Source organism: Acetatifactor muris (genome assembly GCF_024623325.1).
GTDB lineage: Bacteria > Bacillota > Clostridia > Lachnospirales > Lachnospiraceae > Acetatifactor > Acetatifactor muris.
In genome coordinates, this window is sequence record NZ_JANJZD010000046.1 from 14,598 (window position 1) to 31,096 (window position 16,499).

19 protein-coding genes are annotated in these 16,499 nt (G+C 51.8%); all 19 read left to right on the plus strand.

Annotated elements, in window-relative coordinates:
- Window positions 1-10: 10 nt before the first annotated feature.
- The 19 genes from NSB25_RS25670 to NSB25_RS25760 all read left to right on the plus strand — a co-directional run bounded on the left by NSB25_RS25670 (window position 11) and on the right by NSB25_RS25760 (window position 16,341).
- The gene (locus tag NSB25_RS25670) at window positions 11-883 is read left to right on the plus strand and encodes a hypothetical protein (protein WP_103242138.1); all 873 of its coding nucleotides are present in this window, start codon (window positions 11-13) and stop codon (window positions 881-883) included.
- Complete coding sequence (locus NSB25_RS25675) at window positions 876-2,288, plus strand: CpaF/VirB11 family protein (RefSeq protein WP_103242157.1); 1,413 nt, start codon at window positions 876-878, stop codon at window positions 2,286-2,288. The genes NSB25_RS25670 and NSB25_RS25675 overlap by 8 nt, the downstream gene beginning before the upstream one ends.
- A 3-nt stretch (window positions 2,289-2,291) precedes the next feature.
- Complete coding sequence (locus tag NSB25_RS25680; protein ID WP_103242139.1) at window positions 2,292-3,224, plus strand: type II secretion system F family protein; 933 nt, start codon at window positions 2,292-2,294, stop codon at window positions 3,222-3,224.
- A complete protein-coding gene (locus tag NSB25_RS25685) occupies window positions 3,221-4,099 on the plus strand; it encodes a hypothetical protein (RefSeq protein WP_103242140.1) in 879 nt (292 codons plus the stop codon). Before NSB25_RS25680 ends, NSB25_RS25685 begins: the two co-directional genes overlap by 4 nt.
- A 157-nt stretch (window positions 4,100-4,256) precedes the next feature.
- Window positions 4,257-4,406 (plus strand): hypothetical protein, encoded by a 150-nt coding sequence (locus tag NSB25_RS25690; RefSeq protein ID WP_172455279.1) that lies wholly within the window; start codon window positions 4,257-4,259, stop codon window positions 4,404-4,406.
- Window positions 4,407-4,459: 53 nt separating this feature from the next.
- A complete protein-coding gene (locus tag NSB25_RS25695) occupies window positions 4,460-4,681 on the plus strand; it encodes a DUF6133 family protein (RefSeq protein WP_103242142.1) in 222 nt (73 codons plus the stop codon).
- A 308-nt stretch (window positions 4,682-4,989) separates the two neighbouring features.
- Complete coding sequence (locus tag NSB25_RS25700; protein ID WP_242982608.1) at window positions 4,990-5,208, plus strand: hypothetical protein; 219 nt, start codon at window positions 4,990-4,992, stop codon at window positions 5,206-5,208.
- A gap of 51 nt (window positions 5,209-5,259) precedes the next feature.
- A complete protein-coding gene (locus tag NSB25_RS25705; protein WP_103242144.1) occupies window positions 5,260-5,676 on the plus strand; it encodes a zinc-finger-containing protein in 417 nt (138 codons plus the stop codon).
- A 16-nt stretch (window positions 5,677-5,692) separates the two neighbouring features.
- On the plus strand, window positions 5,693-6,271 hold the full coding sequence (locus NSB25_RS25710; protein WP_103242145.1) for a sigma-70 family RNA polymerase sigma factor: 579 nt from the start codon (window positions 5,693-5,695) through the stop codon (window positions 6,269-6,271).
- A gap of 50 nt (window positions 6,272-6,321) precedes the next feature.
- Window positions 6,322-7,017 carry a hypothetical protein gene (locus tag NSB25_RS25715; protein WP_103242146.1) on the plus strand — a complete coding sequence of 232 codons (696 nt, stop codon included), beginning with the start codon at window positions 6,322-6,324 and terminating at the stop codon, window positions 7,015-7,017.
- Window positions 7,018-7,023: 6 nt separating this feature from the next.
- Window positions 7,024-7,551: a hypothetical protein gene (locus NSB25_RS25720; protein WP_103242147.1), complete on the plus strand. Its 528-nt coding sequence runs from the start codon at window positions 7,024-7,026 to the stop codon at window positions 7,549-7,551.
- A gap of 421 nt (window positions 7,552-7,972) precedes the next feature.
- Window positions 7,973-8,383, plus strand: coding sequence for a single-stranded DNA-binding protein (locus NSB25_RS25725; RefSeq protein ID WP_103242148.1), 411 nt, complete (start codon window positions 7,973-7,975; stop codon window positions 8,381-8,383).
- 127 nt (window positions 8,384-8,510) lie between these two features.
- Entirely contained in the window at window positions 8,511-9,323 is an 813-nt protein-coding gene (locus NSB25_RS25730; protein WP_103242149.1) for a hypothetical protein, read from the plus strand.
- Between the two features lie 33 nt (window positions 9,324-9,356).
- Window positions 9,357-10,427, plus strand: coding sequence for a DUF932 domain-containing protein (locus tag NSB25_RS25735; RefSeq protein ID WP_103242150.1), 1,071 nt, complete (start codon window positions 9,357-9,359; stop codon window positions 10,425-10,427).
- Window positions 10,428-10,482: 55 nt separating this feature from the next.
- Complete coding sequence (locus tag NSB25_RS25740) at window positions 10,483-11,319, plus strand: hypothetical protein (protein WP_103242151.1); 837 nt, start codon at window positions 10,483-10,485, stop codon at window positions 11,317-11,319.
- 103 nt (window positions 11,320-11,422) lie between these two features.
- Window positions 11,423-11,965 (plus strand): sigma-70 RNA polymerase sigma factor region 4 domain-containing protein, encoded by a 543-nt coding sequence (locus NSB25_RS25745; protein WP_103242158.1) that lies wholly within the window; start codon window positions 11,423-11,425, stop codon window positions 11,963-11,965.
- A 48-nt stretch (window positions 11,966-12,013) separates the two neighbouring features.
- Window positions 12,014-12,271, plus strand: a complete 258-nt coding sequence (locus tag NSB25_RS25750) for a hypothetical protein (protein ID WP_103242152.1) — start codon at window positions 12,014-12,016, stop codon at window positions 12,269-12,271.
- 106 nt (window positions 12,272-12,377) lie between these two features.
- A complete protein-coding gene (locus tag NSB25_RS25755; protein ID WP_103242153.1) occupies window positions 12,378-13,277 on the plus strand; it encodes a hypothetical protein in 900 nt (299 codons plus the stop codon).
- A 13-nt stretch (window positions 13,278-13,290) separates the two neighbouring features.
- The gene (locus tag NSB25_RS25760) at window positions 13,291-16,341 is read left to right on the plus strand and encodes an SNF2-related protein (protein ID WP_103242154.1); all 3,051 of its coding nucleotides are present in this window, start codon (window positions 13,291-13,293) and stop codon (window positions 16,339-16,341) included.
- Window positions 16,342-16,499: the final 158 nt, after the last annotated feature.

The following is a 16,499-nucleotide window of genomic DNA, read 5'->3' on the forward strand; positions in this document are numbered from 1 at the left end:
AATGGTTTCCATGTCCAAAACAATCACGGTCTGGGGCAGCCCCGGCAGCGGCAAATCCATGTTCTGCTGCATCCTTGCCAAAGCGCTGACCCGTGACAAACGAAAGGCCATCATCATCAGCGGGGAGCCCGGCATCCCCATGCTCCCGGTATGGCTCCCGGAGCAGATCACCACCACGGCCGTCTCCATCGGCCAGGTCCTGACCAGCGTGGAGATCGACACATCCCAGGTGGCCAGCCATGTGACGGTTCTGAAGAACTACCCCTATATCGGCCTTATGGGATACTGCGCCGGGGAGAACCCGTTAAGCTATCCGGAAACGGACTACCAGATGGCCCTGCAGCTCATATCCTCGGCAAAGAAACTGGTGGATTACGTCATCCTGGACTGCGGCTCCGCCATGACCAATGTGTTCACGCCTGCCGCCATCGAATCCGGCGACCTGGTGCTCCGTATCGTGACCCCGGACCTGAAAGGCATCAATTACCTGAAAGCCCACCAGCCCCTGCTGGTGGACGGGCGCTTCCACTACCACGAGCACATGACCTTTGCGGGAATGGCACGCCCTTTCCACGCCTTTGAAGAGATGGGGTACATCATCGGCGGCTTTGACGGCCTCCTGCCCTACGGGAAGGAGATCGACCGCTGCGCCACCGAAGGGGGCATGTTCCAGGCCATCAAATACTGCAACTCCAAATATACCGCCTCCTTAAATAAGATCCTGGAAGCCCTGGAACAGATGGAGCTTGCCGAGCGGCAGGAAGAGGATGCCTATGAAGCGGGATACGAAGACGGGGAGTACGCAGAGGAGGAATATGAACAGGCACCGGATGAAGAGGGTGGATACGAATACGGATACAGGGAGGCAGACAGCGATGAATAACTTAAATGATATTTTCTTTGCCCCCACGGAGAACAGCGCCCTGACCTATGAGCAGGTGCTGGAAGACGTGCAGCGCTACTTTTCCGAAAACCACGCCTCTACCATAGCCGGCGCCGGGGAAAATGATTCGGAACGCGCTGTCACTGTGTTAAAAGAGCTGATGGTGCAGTACCTGGTGAAACGCAAGTACACCATCAAGGGGTTTACCACCGAGAAGCTGTGCGCCAGGCTTTATGAGGATATGGCCGGCTACTCCTTCTTAAAGAAATGGATCTACCAGCCCGGTGTGGAGGAGGTGAACATCAACGCCTATAACGATATCGAGGTCATCATGAACAGCGGGCGCAGCATCAAGATCCCGGACCGGTTTTCCTCCCCCCAGCACGCCATTGACGTGGTGCGGCGTATGCTGAACGCCTGCGGCATGGTCATTGACGACACCATGCCCTCGGTCATCGGCTTCCTGGACAAGAACATCCGCATCTCTGTGGATAAGACGCCCATCGTGGATTCGGAAGTGGGGATCAATGCCTCCATCCGTATCGTCAACCAGAACACGGTGTCCGAGGAAAAGCTCCTGGATTCCGGGAGCGCCACGCCGGAGATGCTCCATTTCCTGACCGCCTGCATCCGCTACGGGGTTTCCGTGTGCATTGCCGGCTCCACCGGTTCCGGGAAGACCACCATCATGGCATGGCTCTTATCCAACGTGCCCAATAACCGCCGCCTCATCACCATAGAGGAAGGCAGCCGGGAGTTTGACCTGGTGAAACGGGATGAAGACGGGAACATTTTAAATTCCGTGGTACACCTGCTCACAAGGCCCCATGAAAACCCGTCCATGAACATCAACCAGGACTTCCTCCTGGAGCGTGTGCTGCGGAAACACCCGGACGTGATCGGCGTGGGCGAGATGCGGTCAGCGGCAGAGAGCCTGTCGGCGGCGGAAAGCTCCCGTACCGGCCACACGGTCTGCACCACCATCCACTCCAACTCCTGCGAGAGCACCTACCGGCGTATGATGACCCTTGCCAAGCGGAAGTACAGCATGGACGATTCCATCCTGATGCAGATCATGGTGGAGGCATACCCTGTGGTGGTGTTCACCAAACAGCTGGAGGACCGCTCCCGGAAGATCATGGAGATCATCGAGGGGGAGGATTATCTGGACGGGAAGCTGATGTACCGTTCCCTCTATAAATATGAAGTGGTGGACAACGTGACCGATGAACACGGAGCCGCCCATGTGGTAGGCCGCCACCGCAAGATGGAAGGCATGTCCGGGACACTGGAAAAACGGCTGCTGGACAACGGCATCTCCCACAAGGAGCTTCAGGAATTTTTAGGCAGCGCCTCTCCCCGGAAAGGGGCCCCCGCAAAACAGCCGCCAGGAAAGGAGGTGTGAGCATTGCACTGGATCTATCTTATCTGTTTTACCCTGCTGAGCGCCGGCCTTCTGGCCCTCTTTCAGGTGCGCCCGCGGGATTTCACGGACGTTATCTTCAACACCGGGAGAAAGACCGCCACCCTGTCGGATGAGCTGAACGTGCTCATGGGGACGCCGGCCAGGGGATTTTTCAACCAGGACTATGAGATCAAGCAGATCTTAAAGGATACCGGGCGGGCCGACCGTTATGAGGCAGTCACCCGGCTGACCCTGATCCTTTTTGCGGTAGGGGCGGTGCTGGCGCTGCTGATAGGCAACGTGTACCTGGTCCCCATTTTAGGCCTGGGCTTTTCCCTGGTGCCCATATGGTATCTGCGCAGCACGGCGGCCAGCTACAAGAAACATCTGAACGAGGAACTGGAGACTGCCATCTCCATCGTCACCACTTCCTACCTGCGAACGGAGGACCTGCTGCGCTCTGTAAGGGAAAACCTGCCTTACATCAATGAGCCGATAAAGGCAAACTTTGAGGCATTCGTATATGAGAGTGAGCTGATCAATGCCAACATGACCAGCGCCATCAACTCATTAAAGATGAAGATACCCAACCGGGTGTTCCATGAGTGGGCCAATATCCTGATCCAGTGCCAGTCAGACCGTTCCATGAAAAATACGCTGCCCACCATTGTGCAGAAATTTTCCGATGTGCGCGTGGTGCAGTCGGAACTGGAGGCCATGATGCAGGGGCCCAGACGGGAAGCCATCACCATGATGTTCCTGGTGATCGCCAACGTGCCCCTGCTGTACTTCCTCAACAAGGACTGGTTCCATACCCTGATCTACACCACGCCGGGAAAGATCGCCCTGGCCATATGCGCAGCCATCATCCTGTTCGCCTTCACGCAGATCATGAAGCTGAGCAAACCCATTGAATACGGAGGTGACGGAACATGACCCTGTTAACACTGATCGCCATTATCCTGTTCGGTTTTGCCACCTATAACCTGTCCACGGCCTTTGCGGACATCCCTACCAGCAGGACATCCAAAATGATGATGCTGGCAAAAAAACAAAAGGGCGCTAAAAACGAACAGCTCCTGGATGTGTATCTCACAAAGATTGCAAAGCTGCTTGCCCCTTACCTGCGCCTGGACCGGCTGAAACGGAACAAGCTGCCGGCGGCCCTTACCATCGCCGGGCTGGAACTGACACCGGAGGTATACACAGCCAGGGCCTGGGTAACTGCCGGGGCCGTAGGGCTCAGCGCCCTCCCCATGGCGTTCCTGATGCCGCTGTTTGTGCCGGTCCTGATCGGGACTGCCGTGGCACTTTGGTTCTCCACCTATTATGCAGCTTTTGATTTTGTCAAAAAGCGGCGCAGGCTCATAGAGGCGGAAATCCCCCGTTTTGCCCTGACCATCGGGCAGAACCTGGAGAATGACCGGGATGTATTAAAGATACTCACCTCTTACCGCAGGGTGGCCGGCCGTGACTTCGGGGCGGAGCTGGACCAGACCATTGCGGACATGAAGACCGGCAATTATGAAAATGCCCTCATCCGCTTTGAAACCCGTATCGGGAGCCCCATGCTCTCGGATGTGGTGCAGGGGCTGGTGGGCGTCCTGCGCGGGGATGACCAGCGGATGTATTTTAAGATGATCTGCTTTGACATGCGCCAGATCGAACAGAACAACCTGAAAAAAGAGGCAGCTAAGCGGCCCAAAAAGATCCAGCGTTACTCCATGATGATGCTGATCTGTATCATGATCATTTACCTGGTTGTCCTTTGCACGGAAGTGTTAAGCTCCCTTGGCGCCTTCTTTGGATAAGGGCAGGACAGCCTTTTTGACACAGGCTCTTCACAGAGCCATTTTACGGAAAAAGGAGGCAGCAGCTTGTACACCAGCGGCTTTTCTTAACATCCGGCAGCAGTCCGACAGACAGCGCCGTCCTGCCATGGCAGGCGGAATACAGACAGGAGTTGCCATGAACAAACACAGAAAACATACCCTGCCGTCACTGGCAGAGGCAGAAAAACAGCGGTTCCACCGGCTGATCCGGCAGAAGCCCGCTCCTTACCCGGCCAGGCCCCAGAGCAGAAAGAGCAGACGGAGAAGACCTGCCCGGCGGCCTTAAAAGGCAGCAGCGATTCCCTGTAACCAGACATTATATGAAGTAGGAGGTTTTCCATGAGAAAAATCACGAATTGTATCTGCAACAAAGCAAACCATTTCATCAACCGTGCCCGGATGGCGGTATCCAACCAGCGTGGGGATTTCTATATCTCGGATGCCGTGAAGATCATCATTGCCGTAGTGCTGGGTGCCCTGCTGCTGGCGGCCTTGACCCTGATCTTCAATGATACGGTCATTCCCAGGATCACACGGGAGATTGAAGGGCTGTTTGGTTAAAAAAACTGAATAAAAGTTTTAGGGTCAGACCGCAGAATTATGCGTCTGGCCCTCCTTTTTTATTTGTATAGAAATCTTTTGAAAGAAATGATTGGATTTTATAAAAATTTTAGAAATTTCCAGTTCAAGTTGGCCATTCAAGGTTTAAGAAAAGAGCATAAGAGAGGTGAAAGAAATTGAATCAACAACATTGTAATATTTATCCCTTTTTAAAAGCGGTACATGGATGCTGGCATAATGCATTATTTATCAAGTGCGAGCATACAGTTTGTCCTCATGGCCAGTCTCCACCCTGCGGAGGATTCCTGATGGCTGTGGATGCGGACGGTTCCCCCATCCTTATGCCTGCCAAAATCTTCAAGCAGATAGCCGGGGAGTCCATCGAACCGGAAGAGTGCCGGGCTGTCCTGGGAAAGCAGACCTTTGAGACTGTATATGGCCTGTATATTGAGTGGCACACCGTATCTTCCACGGACTGCCCGCTATGGGAACTCTGCCAGACTTCCCACCAATACTGCTGCCTTTAAAATATGGGAGACAAACAAAGCTGCCCTGGATGGCAGGAACGGAGGTGACCAATGAAAAACATGAAGAAATATAACTTAAAATGCCCTTACTGCGGCGCCCCGGCCATCTGCCGGCCTGCCAGTTCCGTCTACGGAGCGGATACTATTGACCGGGGGAGCTATCTGTATGTCTGCTCCCGCTGGCCTGCCTGTGACTCCTATGTGAGCGCCCATAAAAAAGACCGGAAACCTATGGGAACCATGGCAAACCGCAGCCTGCGCCAAAAACGCATCCTGGCGCACCAGGCTTTAAAACGACTACAGAAAGAACGGCATATGAACAAATGGGCCGCCTATGTATGGCTCCAGGCAAAGCTGGGCCTTGATGAAAGCCAGGCCCATATCGGCATGTTTTCAGAACAGATGTGTGAGAAAGTCATTTCCCTGTGCCGTCCACCTGTAAAGCCTGGCGGCGGCATGGCGGCCTGAAAAGAGGTGAGCATTTATGAAACAAAATATTCCCTTGACCAGTGAACAACAAAAGTTAGTGGAAACCCACTTATATATCGTCAACTGGGTCATGAGCGAAAGTATTCATGTTCATAAAAACATCTATGGTTTTGAATACGAGGATCTGTATCAAGAAGGATGTATCTGGCTGTGTTATGCTGCAACTACTTATAATCCTGAACGCTCCCAGTTTTCCACTTATGCCAAACGGATTGTATGCAATGGTCTGTTCTCCTACTGCAGACAGATGCACTCCAGACAGAGCCACTTTACTTATTTTGCCGTAGACAAGCAAGGAAATCTGTTGGCTAACGGAGAACCGTATGTTTTAGTGGATGATTTTGATATCCAGATAAATATGATAGAAACCCTTGACCTTCTGGCATCCGCCGAAAAGAAATACCAGGGTGTGACAAAACTTGGGATCGAGGCCCTGAAGCTGAAGCTGAAAGGCATGAGCGTTTCCGAGATTGCTGACCTGTACCATGTGCCGCCTCCCCATGTGGGCGCATGGATCTCCCGTGCCACCCAGAAGCTCAGAAAAGACACGCCTTTCTTATCAGGGCTTTTATGACTGCCGCTACAGGCAGCCTTCTATACTACAGGAAAACAGGAGGATTTTTTATGATGCTGAAAACACTTTACACCGCTGTCGGCCGCTTTGAGCGCAGGACAAACGGATGCCGGCGCTACTGCCCTGTTATCGTCCTTGGGGGAAAAGAATATATGGTCGATATGCAGGAAATGATCATCTGGAGCTGCCTGAACTGGCGTATCGCCCGTATGGAAGAAATCGGGCGCCTCTACACGGCGACTTTACCGGTACAGAAGGATATCGTAAACCGCTCCTGGAAGGACTGCGTGGAGCGGCTCCTGACACGGGGCCTGCTGATCTGTGGGAAAGGGGAAACGGAATATGATGCCCTTTATGACCTGCTCTCTTCCATGTACATCATCCCCACGGACGGCTCCAGCTTTCTAAGGGTCCTGTCTTTCCTGAAGCTGACCCTTGTAAACCATGTGCCGTTTTCCTCTGCCAGAAAACTCTTCCGCCATGACCAGCGTACCGAAAACGAAAAACAGGTCATGGCCCTTGCAAAGCAGGCCCTGCTCTCCACCGCAGAACTGATCCGGTGCATGGAAAAAGATATCCGCGCCCTCCCTACAGAGGAAAGCATCCTGGAAGGGCTCTATGACGATGCGGACACTACCAGCGACAACATCAGCTGCATGATGCGCCTCTCCCCCAAAAGCAAGGCCGTTACGCTTGCAGTCGCAAACCTGTACCTGCGCCAGCAGATTATTTTTGAAAGGATATGATATCACATGGAACAATGGTTGAACGCCCCTTTTACCCTCCGGCTGAAAGTTTTTCTGATCCTGTTTATGGGGATCGGCAGCCTTTTCATCGCTGCCATTGTATTTTTCCTCTCCCATGACCGGCTTTTGCTGGTTTTAAGCGGCATCATCTTCGGCGGCTGTCTGTTCCGCAGCGCCGGGCTCCTGGTCGTGCTCCTGCATGGGGATTATGAAACCATCACGGGGATCTGTACCGCCGTTTCCTCTCTGCCCTTACGCAGGTATCGCAAAATAGAGCTTACCGACAGCCAGGGAGCCGCCATCATCCTGCTTTTGGGAAAACAGGTGAAGATAAAACCGGGCGGGTGTTACTGCTTTTACTTCCGGAAATCCTCCCGCCCATCCCTGGGCAGCGAATACCTGGATGCCTCCCTCTCCACGGATCTGTTTTTGGGCTACGATTCCAGCCTGCCCGGAAACCTGCTCGAAGTCAAAGACTCCGCCGCAAGCAACGAATCATCAAACTTGGAACACTCCAACGAGCGGAGCCTTTGACCCTCGCGGCAGTCGCCAAATGCCTGCAAGCAGTCACTTGGCTCGTTGCCCGCGGGAATAAAAAATCAGGGTACTGCAGAATAAAGGCAGCCTGATCCCTGTTTATAGATAGGAAGCCCTGTGTGCAGTCTCCTGGGCATCCGGCTACAAGATATTGTATTTTGCCACTCCAAAATTCTATATATAGTATTTATGAACTTGACATCCACCAGATATAGTGTTATACTTACTTTGTAATTGATTTTTGTGCGTATCCTTTCAGGATTGCAGGCAGGTTTGTCTGTACGGCGGTGAAGACATCGCATTGCACACGCTGTTAAGTTTGTATACAAGTGTCAGTGGTATTACTGCGCCCGTTTGGGCCGGGTTCCCACTGGCACTTTTTTTATAGATAACAAGGCCAGTGGCAGAAAGGAGTGTTATGGCACAGATTTTTGCATTTGGACGTGTGGAGAATGACCTGGCCCCCAAAAAGAGCCAGAAGGATTCCACCTATGTCTGTTTCGGTTTTACCGAGCAGATAGGCAAAGGGCAGTTCCAGTATTACCAGGTATGGGCATGGGAGGATGAAGTATCCCGCCTGATCCGGCTTGGCGTCAAAAAGGACAGCCGGCTGTGGATCACCGGCACACAGCAGCTGGTAGACTGTACCGTGGAACACGGAAAGGAACGGACAAAAATCCTGAAGGTCTATCTTTCCAATTTCGGATTTCTTCCGGGCCGCATCCCCAAAGAAAGCTCCACTGATTTTCCAGATGACCCTGAGACAGCGGCCGCCGCCCCTCCCTCTGTGGAGGTACTTGACGGGGAACGTGAGTCTCTGCCGGAATGAATCCCGTTCCGGCGCTAAAAGAGGAACCCTGTCGGTTTTTCAGAATGAACCTGAAATGCCGGCATGGTTCCTCTTTTTTTGTGCATGCAGGTTACTTTCAACAACAGCAAAGAAAGGAAGGTTAAAAATGAAGAGTGACAAAGCCCTTTGGGGCAGCATCAGCATCCTGATCGGTGCAGTCATCGCTATACTGGCACTCATAAGGGGGCCCTGGCAGACATGGTCCCTGATCGGGGTATTCACCCTCTGGGGGCTGTGGGTTGTAACAGTGCTTTTACGGCCGTACATGCAGCAGGCGAAACGCCGCAGGATGCGTGAACAGCTTGTAAAGAAACGTCTGGCGGAAGGGACCGCCCCCTCCCAGCCTATGGGGATTCCAACTATGGAGGCCCCGGAAACGGAACTGCTCCTGCTCCGTCATGTCAACCACCGGATCTCCGCCTATCTTCGGGCGGTTTATCCTGACGTGCGCTGGGAGTGGTGCGAAAAGAACCCTGAAAAACTGGCTCTGGCAGGAGGAACCGGGCGCATCCGCCTTTATGGGATCCCGGATTTTGACCATGCTGATGTATGCATGGACCAGAGCGCCGGCATCACCTGTAACATGTTAAAGATCGTTCCTCTCTCGGAAGCCGGAGGCGGCGAACCGGAAGATACCGTCCCGCCCAACAAGCAGCCGGTAGACCCTCAGATCTGGTATGAGGTCCAGGGCCGGAAAGTCCTGGAGGCTCTTGTGGCAGACTTGAATTCCCGCGGCCACAGCCGTCTCACGATCCACGAAGACGGCGATATCTGCGTCGAGGAGGACACGGAGGAGGTGGCAAAAGAACACCTTGCCGGCTTTCCGGAAAAGACGTACTGGCCCCGGCTTCAGCAGGTTTTTGAACGCAACGGCCTGGCGGCTGAGGTCACGGCAAAGGGCATCCAGATCTCCTGGTAATCCCACACACAACAAGAAAGGAGTTGAACACGAATGAAAGAAGGTCTTACCCTGAATGAAATGGCCGCTGAGATCACACGGCAGAACAGCATGAAGGAGGATTATCTGGTCGATACCCGGAGCCTGCAGATGGAGCCTTATGACTCCCAGATCTATCTTCATATGTTTGACGGGAACACCGAACCGGTGGAACCCATGCAGGTCAACACCATTGCCCACCGGCAGTTTGGGACCCATTTAAAGATCCCTGCGCCTTATTATGACCGGATGCTCACGGAAAAGCCGGAACTTCTGGCCGCAAATGTGAACGCCTGGCTTCAGCATTCCCCGTCCAAACGGCTTCTGCGTACCATGGGAGGCACCGCAAGGGCATTCTTAAGCAACCGTTACCGGCGGATCGACAACATGGAGATCGCCACCGCCGTCCTTCCCATTATAGGACAGATGGAGGGCGCCAGGTTTGAAAGCTGCCAGATCACGGACAGCCGGATGTATATGAAAGTGGTGAATCCCCGCCTCGAAGCGGAGGTTGTTCCGGGAGACATCGTACAGGCCGGCGTCATCATCTCCAACAGTGAGACCGGCATGGGGGCAGTCAGTATCCAGCCCCTTGTGTACCGCCTGGTATGCAGCAACGGCATGATCGTCAATGACGCACAGACACGCCGCAACCATGTGGGCCGGGTCAATGACATGGAAGATAACTTCCAGCTCTACTCAGAAAAGACTCTGGCTGCGGATGACAAAGCCTTTATCCTGAAGATCCAGGATACCGTCAGGGCCGCCGTGGAAGAGGCACGTTTTGCCCAGGTAGTCGGCCTGATGCAGAATGCTTCCCAGGCCGAAATGAACACCAAAGATGTTCCCGGTATCGTCAAACTGGCCAGCCGGGAATTCCACATCACAGACGATGAGGGGGAAGGCATCCTCCAGCATCTGATCGAGGGAAAAGACCTTACGCTGTACGGGCTTTCCAATGCAGTCACCCGGCACAGTCAGGATGTGGAGAACTATGACAGGGCCACCCAGCTGGAGAGTATCGGCTACAACATCCTTTCCATGCCGGCCCGCCAGTGGAACCGGATCAACCAGATGGCCGCCTGACGCAGCCACTCTAACACGATTACAACATCATTTTAATTTTAAGGAGGAAAACAGTATGTATAACACTCAGAACAACGCTTTGGCAGAACAGAAATTTATGCTCCCGGCAGCCATGCCGGAAGGCGAGTTTACCCAGGAAGAACTGGCGGAGGATATAGACGGCCTGCAGATGAGCTTTCCCCGGATCAAGATCCCGGCTGGCGGTACACTGCAGTTTGAGATTCCCTCTGATGATCCGGAAAATCCTGATTATGCGAAAACTTTGGAAGGGGTTATCCTTTTCAACCATCCCAACAACGCTTACTGGCCGGAGGGTAGCGAGTATGATGACAGCGCCACTCCCCTCTGTTCTTCCGTAGACGGAAAACAGGGGATCGGGGAGCCGGGCGGTTCCTGTGCAGCCTGCGCTTTAAACCAGTTTGGTTCTGCTGCAGAGGGAAAAGGGAAAGCCTGCAAAAATATGCGTGTACTCTACCTGCTCCGCAGTGGTGAGTTCATGCCGTTACAGGTGACACTGCCACCCACCAGCCTGAAACCTTTCCGCGACTTCATGAACCAGTCCTTTATGCTCCGCCGCCGTGCAACCTATGGCAGCGTAGTACAGATCGGACTGAAAAAAATGAACAACGGAAAGGATGATTACAGTGTTGCCACCTTCCGCCGTCTGTACGATTTCAGTGGTGAGGAGCTGGCACAGATCCGGAAGTTTGCAGACGGTTTTAAAGAGCAGATCCGCATGATGCTCCAGCAGCGCACTGCCATCAATGAAACCCAGCATGACGATGGCTGCGATTATGGTAAGAGCAATGTGGAAGTCCTGCCTGCAGGCGGAAGCGGAAAGTTTAACTACGGGCAGCCCCTTGATGGAGAACGTGAGGCCCTGCCTGCCTGATTTAATGTAACTGATATGGCTTTATGCCATATGAAACGTATGAAAGGATTCTCCCGGTTTAATGCCGGGGGAGTCCTTTTCGCATTTTAAGGAGGAAATTTTTATGAAGTGTGAAGTACCATTAACCCCTGAGCAGCGTCTTTTTGCTGCTGAACACCATGATTTGGTTTATAAGTTTCTTCGGAAAAAACAGTTATCCATAGATGAATTTTATGATGTTGTTATTTTTGCTTATCTTCGATCTGTTCGTTGTTATTTGACAGAACCGAGACTTAAACAATACTCTTTTACCACTATTTCGTGGAGATTGATGAGCGGTGCTGTATCAAATTATTACAGGTCTAAAAAAACTGCAAAACATAGCGCTTTAATATTAAGCTTACACACCAATCCCTATGATGAAAGTGGTTACGCATTAGAAGAAACTGTAGCTTCTCCCAATCCACTCATGCGCCAGCTGGAAGAACAGCTGCTCCTGCATGATCTGGCAAAGCGAGTATCCAAACAGCAAATGAACATCGTGCATCTGAAATCCTGCGGCTACAATGACCGTGATATCGCCCGCCAGCAGAACACAACCATGAAACGTGTCCAGGAACTTCTGGAAGAGGTTCGCAGCGTGCTCCTGGAGATATGCTATGGATAACGCAGCCGTTCCCATTTTAATTCTGAAACAGAATGGAGGTCAGTAAGAATGAAAAAGAAAAATAATGGAGAAAAGAAAAAAGTAATGCTCTGTGGAACGCTCCTGTTCCCGATCACTGTCGGAAAGCCTGCTGTATTTGCGGCTGAGGGAAGTGTCTACCGGACATCCAATGTGGTAGCCCTGCACGAGCAGACCGAAGACAATATCCATTTTGAAACCAGGAATACCCATTATCACCTTTCTATGAGCCCTTTTCCGCTGGCGGCCATGAGTCCGCTCCCTGTGAGACTGGCCGCATGTGCGTAAATGGACTCTGAGCAACTGTGGCAGCCGCATCTGTGCTGGCTGCCTCCATGTTCCGGCCGTGGCTTATCCAGACCACGGCCTTTTCTTATGACAAAGGAGGATTTTTATGGATTTACTCACCAAATTTGAAAATGTTGAAATGAAAGCTGATACCCGCATTTCAGAATCAGACCGGATATTCTGTGAAGCTCACCAGGCAGCCTATGACAGCGCCAGAACTTCCCTGCCGGAACTGGGATTTATCTGGGATGATATGCTGAACCAGCAAAGGGAGTTACTGGCACCGGCAGGCACATCTACAGAAACATACCTCGTTTCTTATGACGGGTTAAAACTTTCTGATAATGTCATCCGGCAGCAGATTCGCTCCCTGCATCCCCGGTTCATATGCCAGATTGTATCCTATTTCAGCAAAACTTACCACTTTTCCATAGACCCCAATGATATCATACACAATCTTGTTCCCCAGGAGCCAACAGACAGATGGCCAGATAACTATAAAGAACTGTGCCAAAAGTATACGCAGGACATGGAGAAGCTGTCCCTGTGTTACACAGATATCCTCGAACAGATATTCCTTCAAACCGGTGGACGGGCCTTTTTTGAACAGGCGCTCCATGAACTCAAGAATAAATGCCATCAAGCATCCTGGATTATCAGCAGCGGAACCCCACAGTTTGAACAGAAAAAAAATACCATACAGTTCACAGGCTACGCCTGCAGCTTCCGGGACCGGTACAGCGGGGGAGAATGGTCATTAGCTGACAGGACAAAGGATATCTTACGGGGCATCGCCCATTTTGAAACAGATTCTTTTGATCTTATTCCCGGCAGTTTATCAAGGGCTCTTAACAGATATGAGTCCCTTAGCAATCCGTATGAGTTTAACGACTGCAAAAAAATCCAGTCCCTGCGGATGTTCAAGAATGGTCGGGTAGATCTGAAATTTACCAGTGAGACCTGTGCCTCCCAGTTTATAGAGAACTATATGAAAACCATATGTTAGCGAGGTGATACGAATGAAATATGCTTATCAGGAGGAATCCATCCCCCAGGATAAACGAAAAGCACTAAATGAAAAAGTCCTGTACCTGATCGACAGCGGCCGCTTTAGAGAATGCTCCATCAGCCCGGAGGATATTTATAATGCCTATACCGGCGATGGCGGCCTTCATGGTCTGAATCGGGCGGACTACAAGAATTACCATGCATACAGTGAGGCAAAGAAAGAGATTGAAAACGGCCAGTTCTTTACGCCTCCCCGCCTGTGCGAATTTATAACAGCCTGCCTGAAATTGTCTGAACATGACCTTGTGGCAGACCTTACCTGCGGCATGGGGAGTTTTTTTAACTTTATCCCCACAGAAGCGAACATCTACGGATGTGAACTGGATGTAAAAGCCGTGAAGGTGGCAAAATTCCTTTATCCGGAAGCAACGGTCGAGTGTCGGGATATCCGCACCTGCCAGCCGGAGACACGGTTTGACTATGTAGTGGGGAACCCGCCCTTTCATTTAAAGTGGTGGACCAAAAGCGGCAGGGAGATACCCTCCCAGATGTACTACTGCCTAAAAGCGGCAGAAGTATTGAAACCATTGGGAATCCTTTCGCTGATCGTACCCCAGTCATTTCTGGCAGATGATTTTACCGACAAGGGACAGATCCGGGAGATGGAGAGCAGGTTCAGCTTTCTGGGGCAGGTCCTGTTCCCGGACAATGCCTTTTCCTGTCTGGGTGTCAGCAGTTTCCCTACTAAACTGCAGTTCTGGCAGAAAAAGACAGCGGACCAGGGATGGAAGCCCCACCCATACCGGACAGAGGCCGACTACATCCTGCCGAAAGATTTTGATATCAGGAAGGATGCGGAATATACCTATCAGAAGATACTGGCCTTTGCCAAATCAGCGCTGGAGAATAACCAGTCAAAAATCCTTCTGGAACTGGCAAGGTCACGCCATACATCCAATGATTTCAGATACCGGACGCAAAAGCTCTTATACCATGTCAAGGCACATCCGCTTACCAGACCATCCTATGCCAAATGTTGCGAGTACCTGCACCGCTTTTATACCCAGCGTCAGCCAGATGATATGAGTTATGAACAATGGTGCCGGGTTCAGCTTACAGAGAACAAGGTACTTACCTATCTCCGGCACGCGTTAAAAAAACAGAATCCTGTGCCGGAAACAGACTGTATCAGGCTGGTCAAAAGAAAAGGTGAATTTGCCTATAAAGGGTACAGTGCAGCCGCACGCCGGCAGATTAAGGACAGCAAGCGCCTGCCTGTGCCAGTGTATCAGGCAGTTCTTGAAAACACCCCGGAGTCCTATCCGGGCTATGAACGGCTGCTTTGCAGGAAACGGGCAGAATACGAGGCCCAGAACATACCCTATGTGGAAATGGATGAAGATCCGGCTATTGCTGAGTGGCTGGAAGATTTTTCACTGTGGGATTCCTCCCGTATGGAAGAAATCCGCCTGAATGAGATCCAGCGGCACGACATCAACCTTACCCTCCAGAAACGCTATGCGCTGCTGCAGTGGGAACAGGGAAGCGGAAAGACACTGGCCGGCATTGCAACAGGGCTTTACCGGATGCAGAACCAGAATGTACACAGTACCTGGGTGGTTTCCTCTGCCATCTCCATCCGCAACAACTGGGACGTGGTATTGGCAAACTATGACCTGCGCTGTGTGTTCATCAAGCGTCTGGCGGACCTGGAGCATGTCCGGCCCGGAGATTTTGTACTGCTGACACTGAACAAAGTAAGCGCTTATAAAAAACATTTACGGAAGCATATGAAACTTCTGCACCAGAACATCCAACTTATACTGGATGAGAGCGATGAAATCTCCAACCCTGGCAGCGCCAGGAGCCAGGCGGTGCTCTCCTGTTTCCGCCGCTGCCGGATGAAGCTGCTCACCACAGGAACCAGCACCAGGAACAACATCTCAGAATTTGCCCCGCAGCTGGAACTGCTCTACAACAATTCCATCAACATGATCTCCTGGAACCCGTATATCTATCACCATGACAAGAAATCGGAGGCAGACGAAGAACCGGACTGCGACCGCAATCCTTATTTTGGCCAGCCCATCCCTGCCTACAAGAAAGGGTACTCCCTGTTTGCCGCCTCACACCTGCCGGAAAAAGTAACCGTATTCGGCATGGAGAAGCGCACTCAGGATATCTACAACGCGGATATCCTCAGCGATATTTTAGGAAAAACCGTTATCACAAGGACCTTTGAAGAGGTTTCCTGCAAGGATATCAAGCAGATCCACCAGGTACTGCTCCAGTTCCCTCCGGAAGAAAAGGAAGTCTACCAGAAAGCGATAAAAGAATTTTATGCCATGCGGGATAACTATTTTTCTTCCACTGGCAATTCCAGAAAGGATTCCATGATGCGCCTGGTCCAGCAGATCGTGCTTCTCCTTCGCATCGGCGCCGCCCCGGATACGGTACAAGAATATACAGGGGATACCCCGGTAAAGGTCATGGCCGCTGTTGAGATGGCCGCCGAGTGGGAGAATGAGATCATTGCCATCGGAGTACGGCACGTTACCGTGTTGGAATCTTATGAAAAAGCGCTGCGGGAATACCTGCCGAATCGCCCCTTGTTTGTAGTGACCGGCGCCAACACCAGCTTTGCCAAAAGGCGGGCACTTCGCCAGACACTGCAGGACAGTGGAAACGGAATACTTCTCTGCACCCAGCAGAGCCTCCCCTCCAGCGTGAATTTTGATTATGTCAACAAAGTCATCATACCGGAACTGCATTACAACAACTCCGGCATGAGCCAGTTCTATTTCCGGTTCATCCGGTATACCTCAACGGAGCACAAGGACATTTATTTCCTCACCTATGCCGGAAGTATTGAATCCAACCTGATGCAGATGGTGCTGGCAAAGGAGAAGCTGAACCTGTTTATGAAAGGGCAGGATGTGGACCTGGATGAAATCTATGACAGGTTTGATGTGGATTACGACCTGCTCTCCCTCCTGATGCGCCAGGAACGGGATGAGAACGGGAAACTCTGCATCCATTGGGGCGAACAGAAAATCGCATGAAATGACACCCTGCCCCATCATACGGGCCGGGCATAACTTCTCGGAATCTCAATGAATGTGATTCTAACTGAAAATTGACAACTGAATATGGTGCAGGAAAAGAAATTTGAGAAAAATGGACATAAACATTGGACATAGTGGGTACTATGCCTTGAAAA

Excerpts from the sequence above, each read along its gene's own strand:
- NSB25_RS25670 (WP_103242138.1), top strand. The coding sequence starts at position 11 with ATGTCCAAAACAATCACGGTCTGGGGCAGCCCCGGCAGCGGCAAATCC.
- NSB25_RS25675 (WP_103242157.1), top strand. The coding sequence starts at position 876 with ATGAATAACTTAAATGATATTTTCTTTGCCCCCACGGAGAACAGCGCC.
- NSB25_RS25685 (WP_103242140.1), top strand. The coding sequence starts at position 3,221 with ATGACCCTGTTAACACTGATCGCCATTATCCTGTTCGGTTTTGCCACC.
- NSB25_RS25690 (WP_172455279.1), top strand. The coding sequence starts at position 4,257 with ATGAACAAACACAGAAAACATACCCTGCCGTCACTGGCAGAGGCAGAA.
- NSB25_RS25695 (WP_103242142.1), top strand. The coding sequence starts at position 4,460 with ATGAGAAAAATCACGAATTGTATCTGCAACAAAGCAAACCATTTCATC.
- NSB25_RS25700 (WP_242982608.1), top strand. The coding sequence starts at position 4,990 with ATGGCTGTGGATGCGGACGGTTCCCCCATCCTTATGCCTGCCAAAATC.
- NSB25_RS25705 (WP_103242144.1), top strand. The coding sequence starts at position 5,260 with ATGAAAAACATGAAGAAATATAACTTAAAATGCCCTTACTGCGGCGCC.
- NSB25_RS25710 (WP_103242145.1), top strand. The coding sequence starts at position 5,693 with ATGAAACAAAATATTCCCTTGACCAGTGAACAACAAAAGTTAGTGGAA.
- NSB25_RS25715 (WP_103242146.1), top strand. The coding sequence starts at position 6,322 with ATGATGCTGAAAACACTTTACACCGCTGTCGGCCGCTTTGAGCGCAGG.
- NSB25_RS25720 (WP_103242147.1), top strand. The coding sequence starts at position 7,024 with ATGGAACAATGGTTGAACGCCCCTTTTACCCTCCGGCTGAAAGTTTTT.
- NSB25_RS25725 (WP_103242148.1), top strand. The coding sequence starts at position 7,973 with ATGGCACAGATTTTTGCATTTGGACGTGTGGAGAATGACCTGGCCCCC.
- NSB25_RS25730 (WP_103242149.1), top strand. The coding sequence starts at position 8,511 with ATGAAGAGTGACAAAGCCCTTTGGGGCAGCATCAGCATCCTGATCGGT.
- NSB25_RS25735 (WP_103242150.1), top strand. The coding sequence starts at position 9,357 with ATGAAAGAAGGTCTTACCCTGAATGAAATGGCCGCTGAGATCACACGG.
- NSB25_RS25740 (WP_103242151.1), top strand. The coding sequence starts at position 10,483 with ATGTATAACACTCAGAACAACGCTTTGGCAGAACAGAAATTTATGCTC.
- NSB25_RS25745 (WP_103242158.1), top strand. The coding sequence starts at position 11,423 with ATGAAGTGTGAAGTACCATTAACCCCTGAGCAGCGTCTTTTTGCTGCT.
- NSB25_RS25750 (WP_103242152.1), top strand. The coding sequence starts at position 12,014 with ATGAAAAAGAAAAATAATGGAGAAAAGAAAAAAGTAATGCTCTGTGGA.
- NSB25_RS25755 (WP_103242153.1), top strand. The coding sequence starts at position 12,378 with ATGGATTTACTCACCAAATTTGAAAATGTTGAAATGAAAGCTGATACC.
- NSB25_RS25760 (WP_103242154.1), top strand. The coding sequence starts at position 13,291 with ATGAAATATGCTTATCAGGAGGAATCCATCCCCCAGGATAAACGAAAA.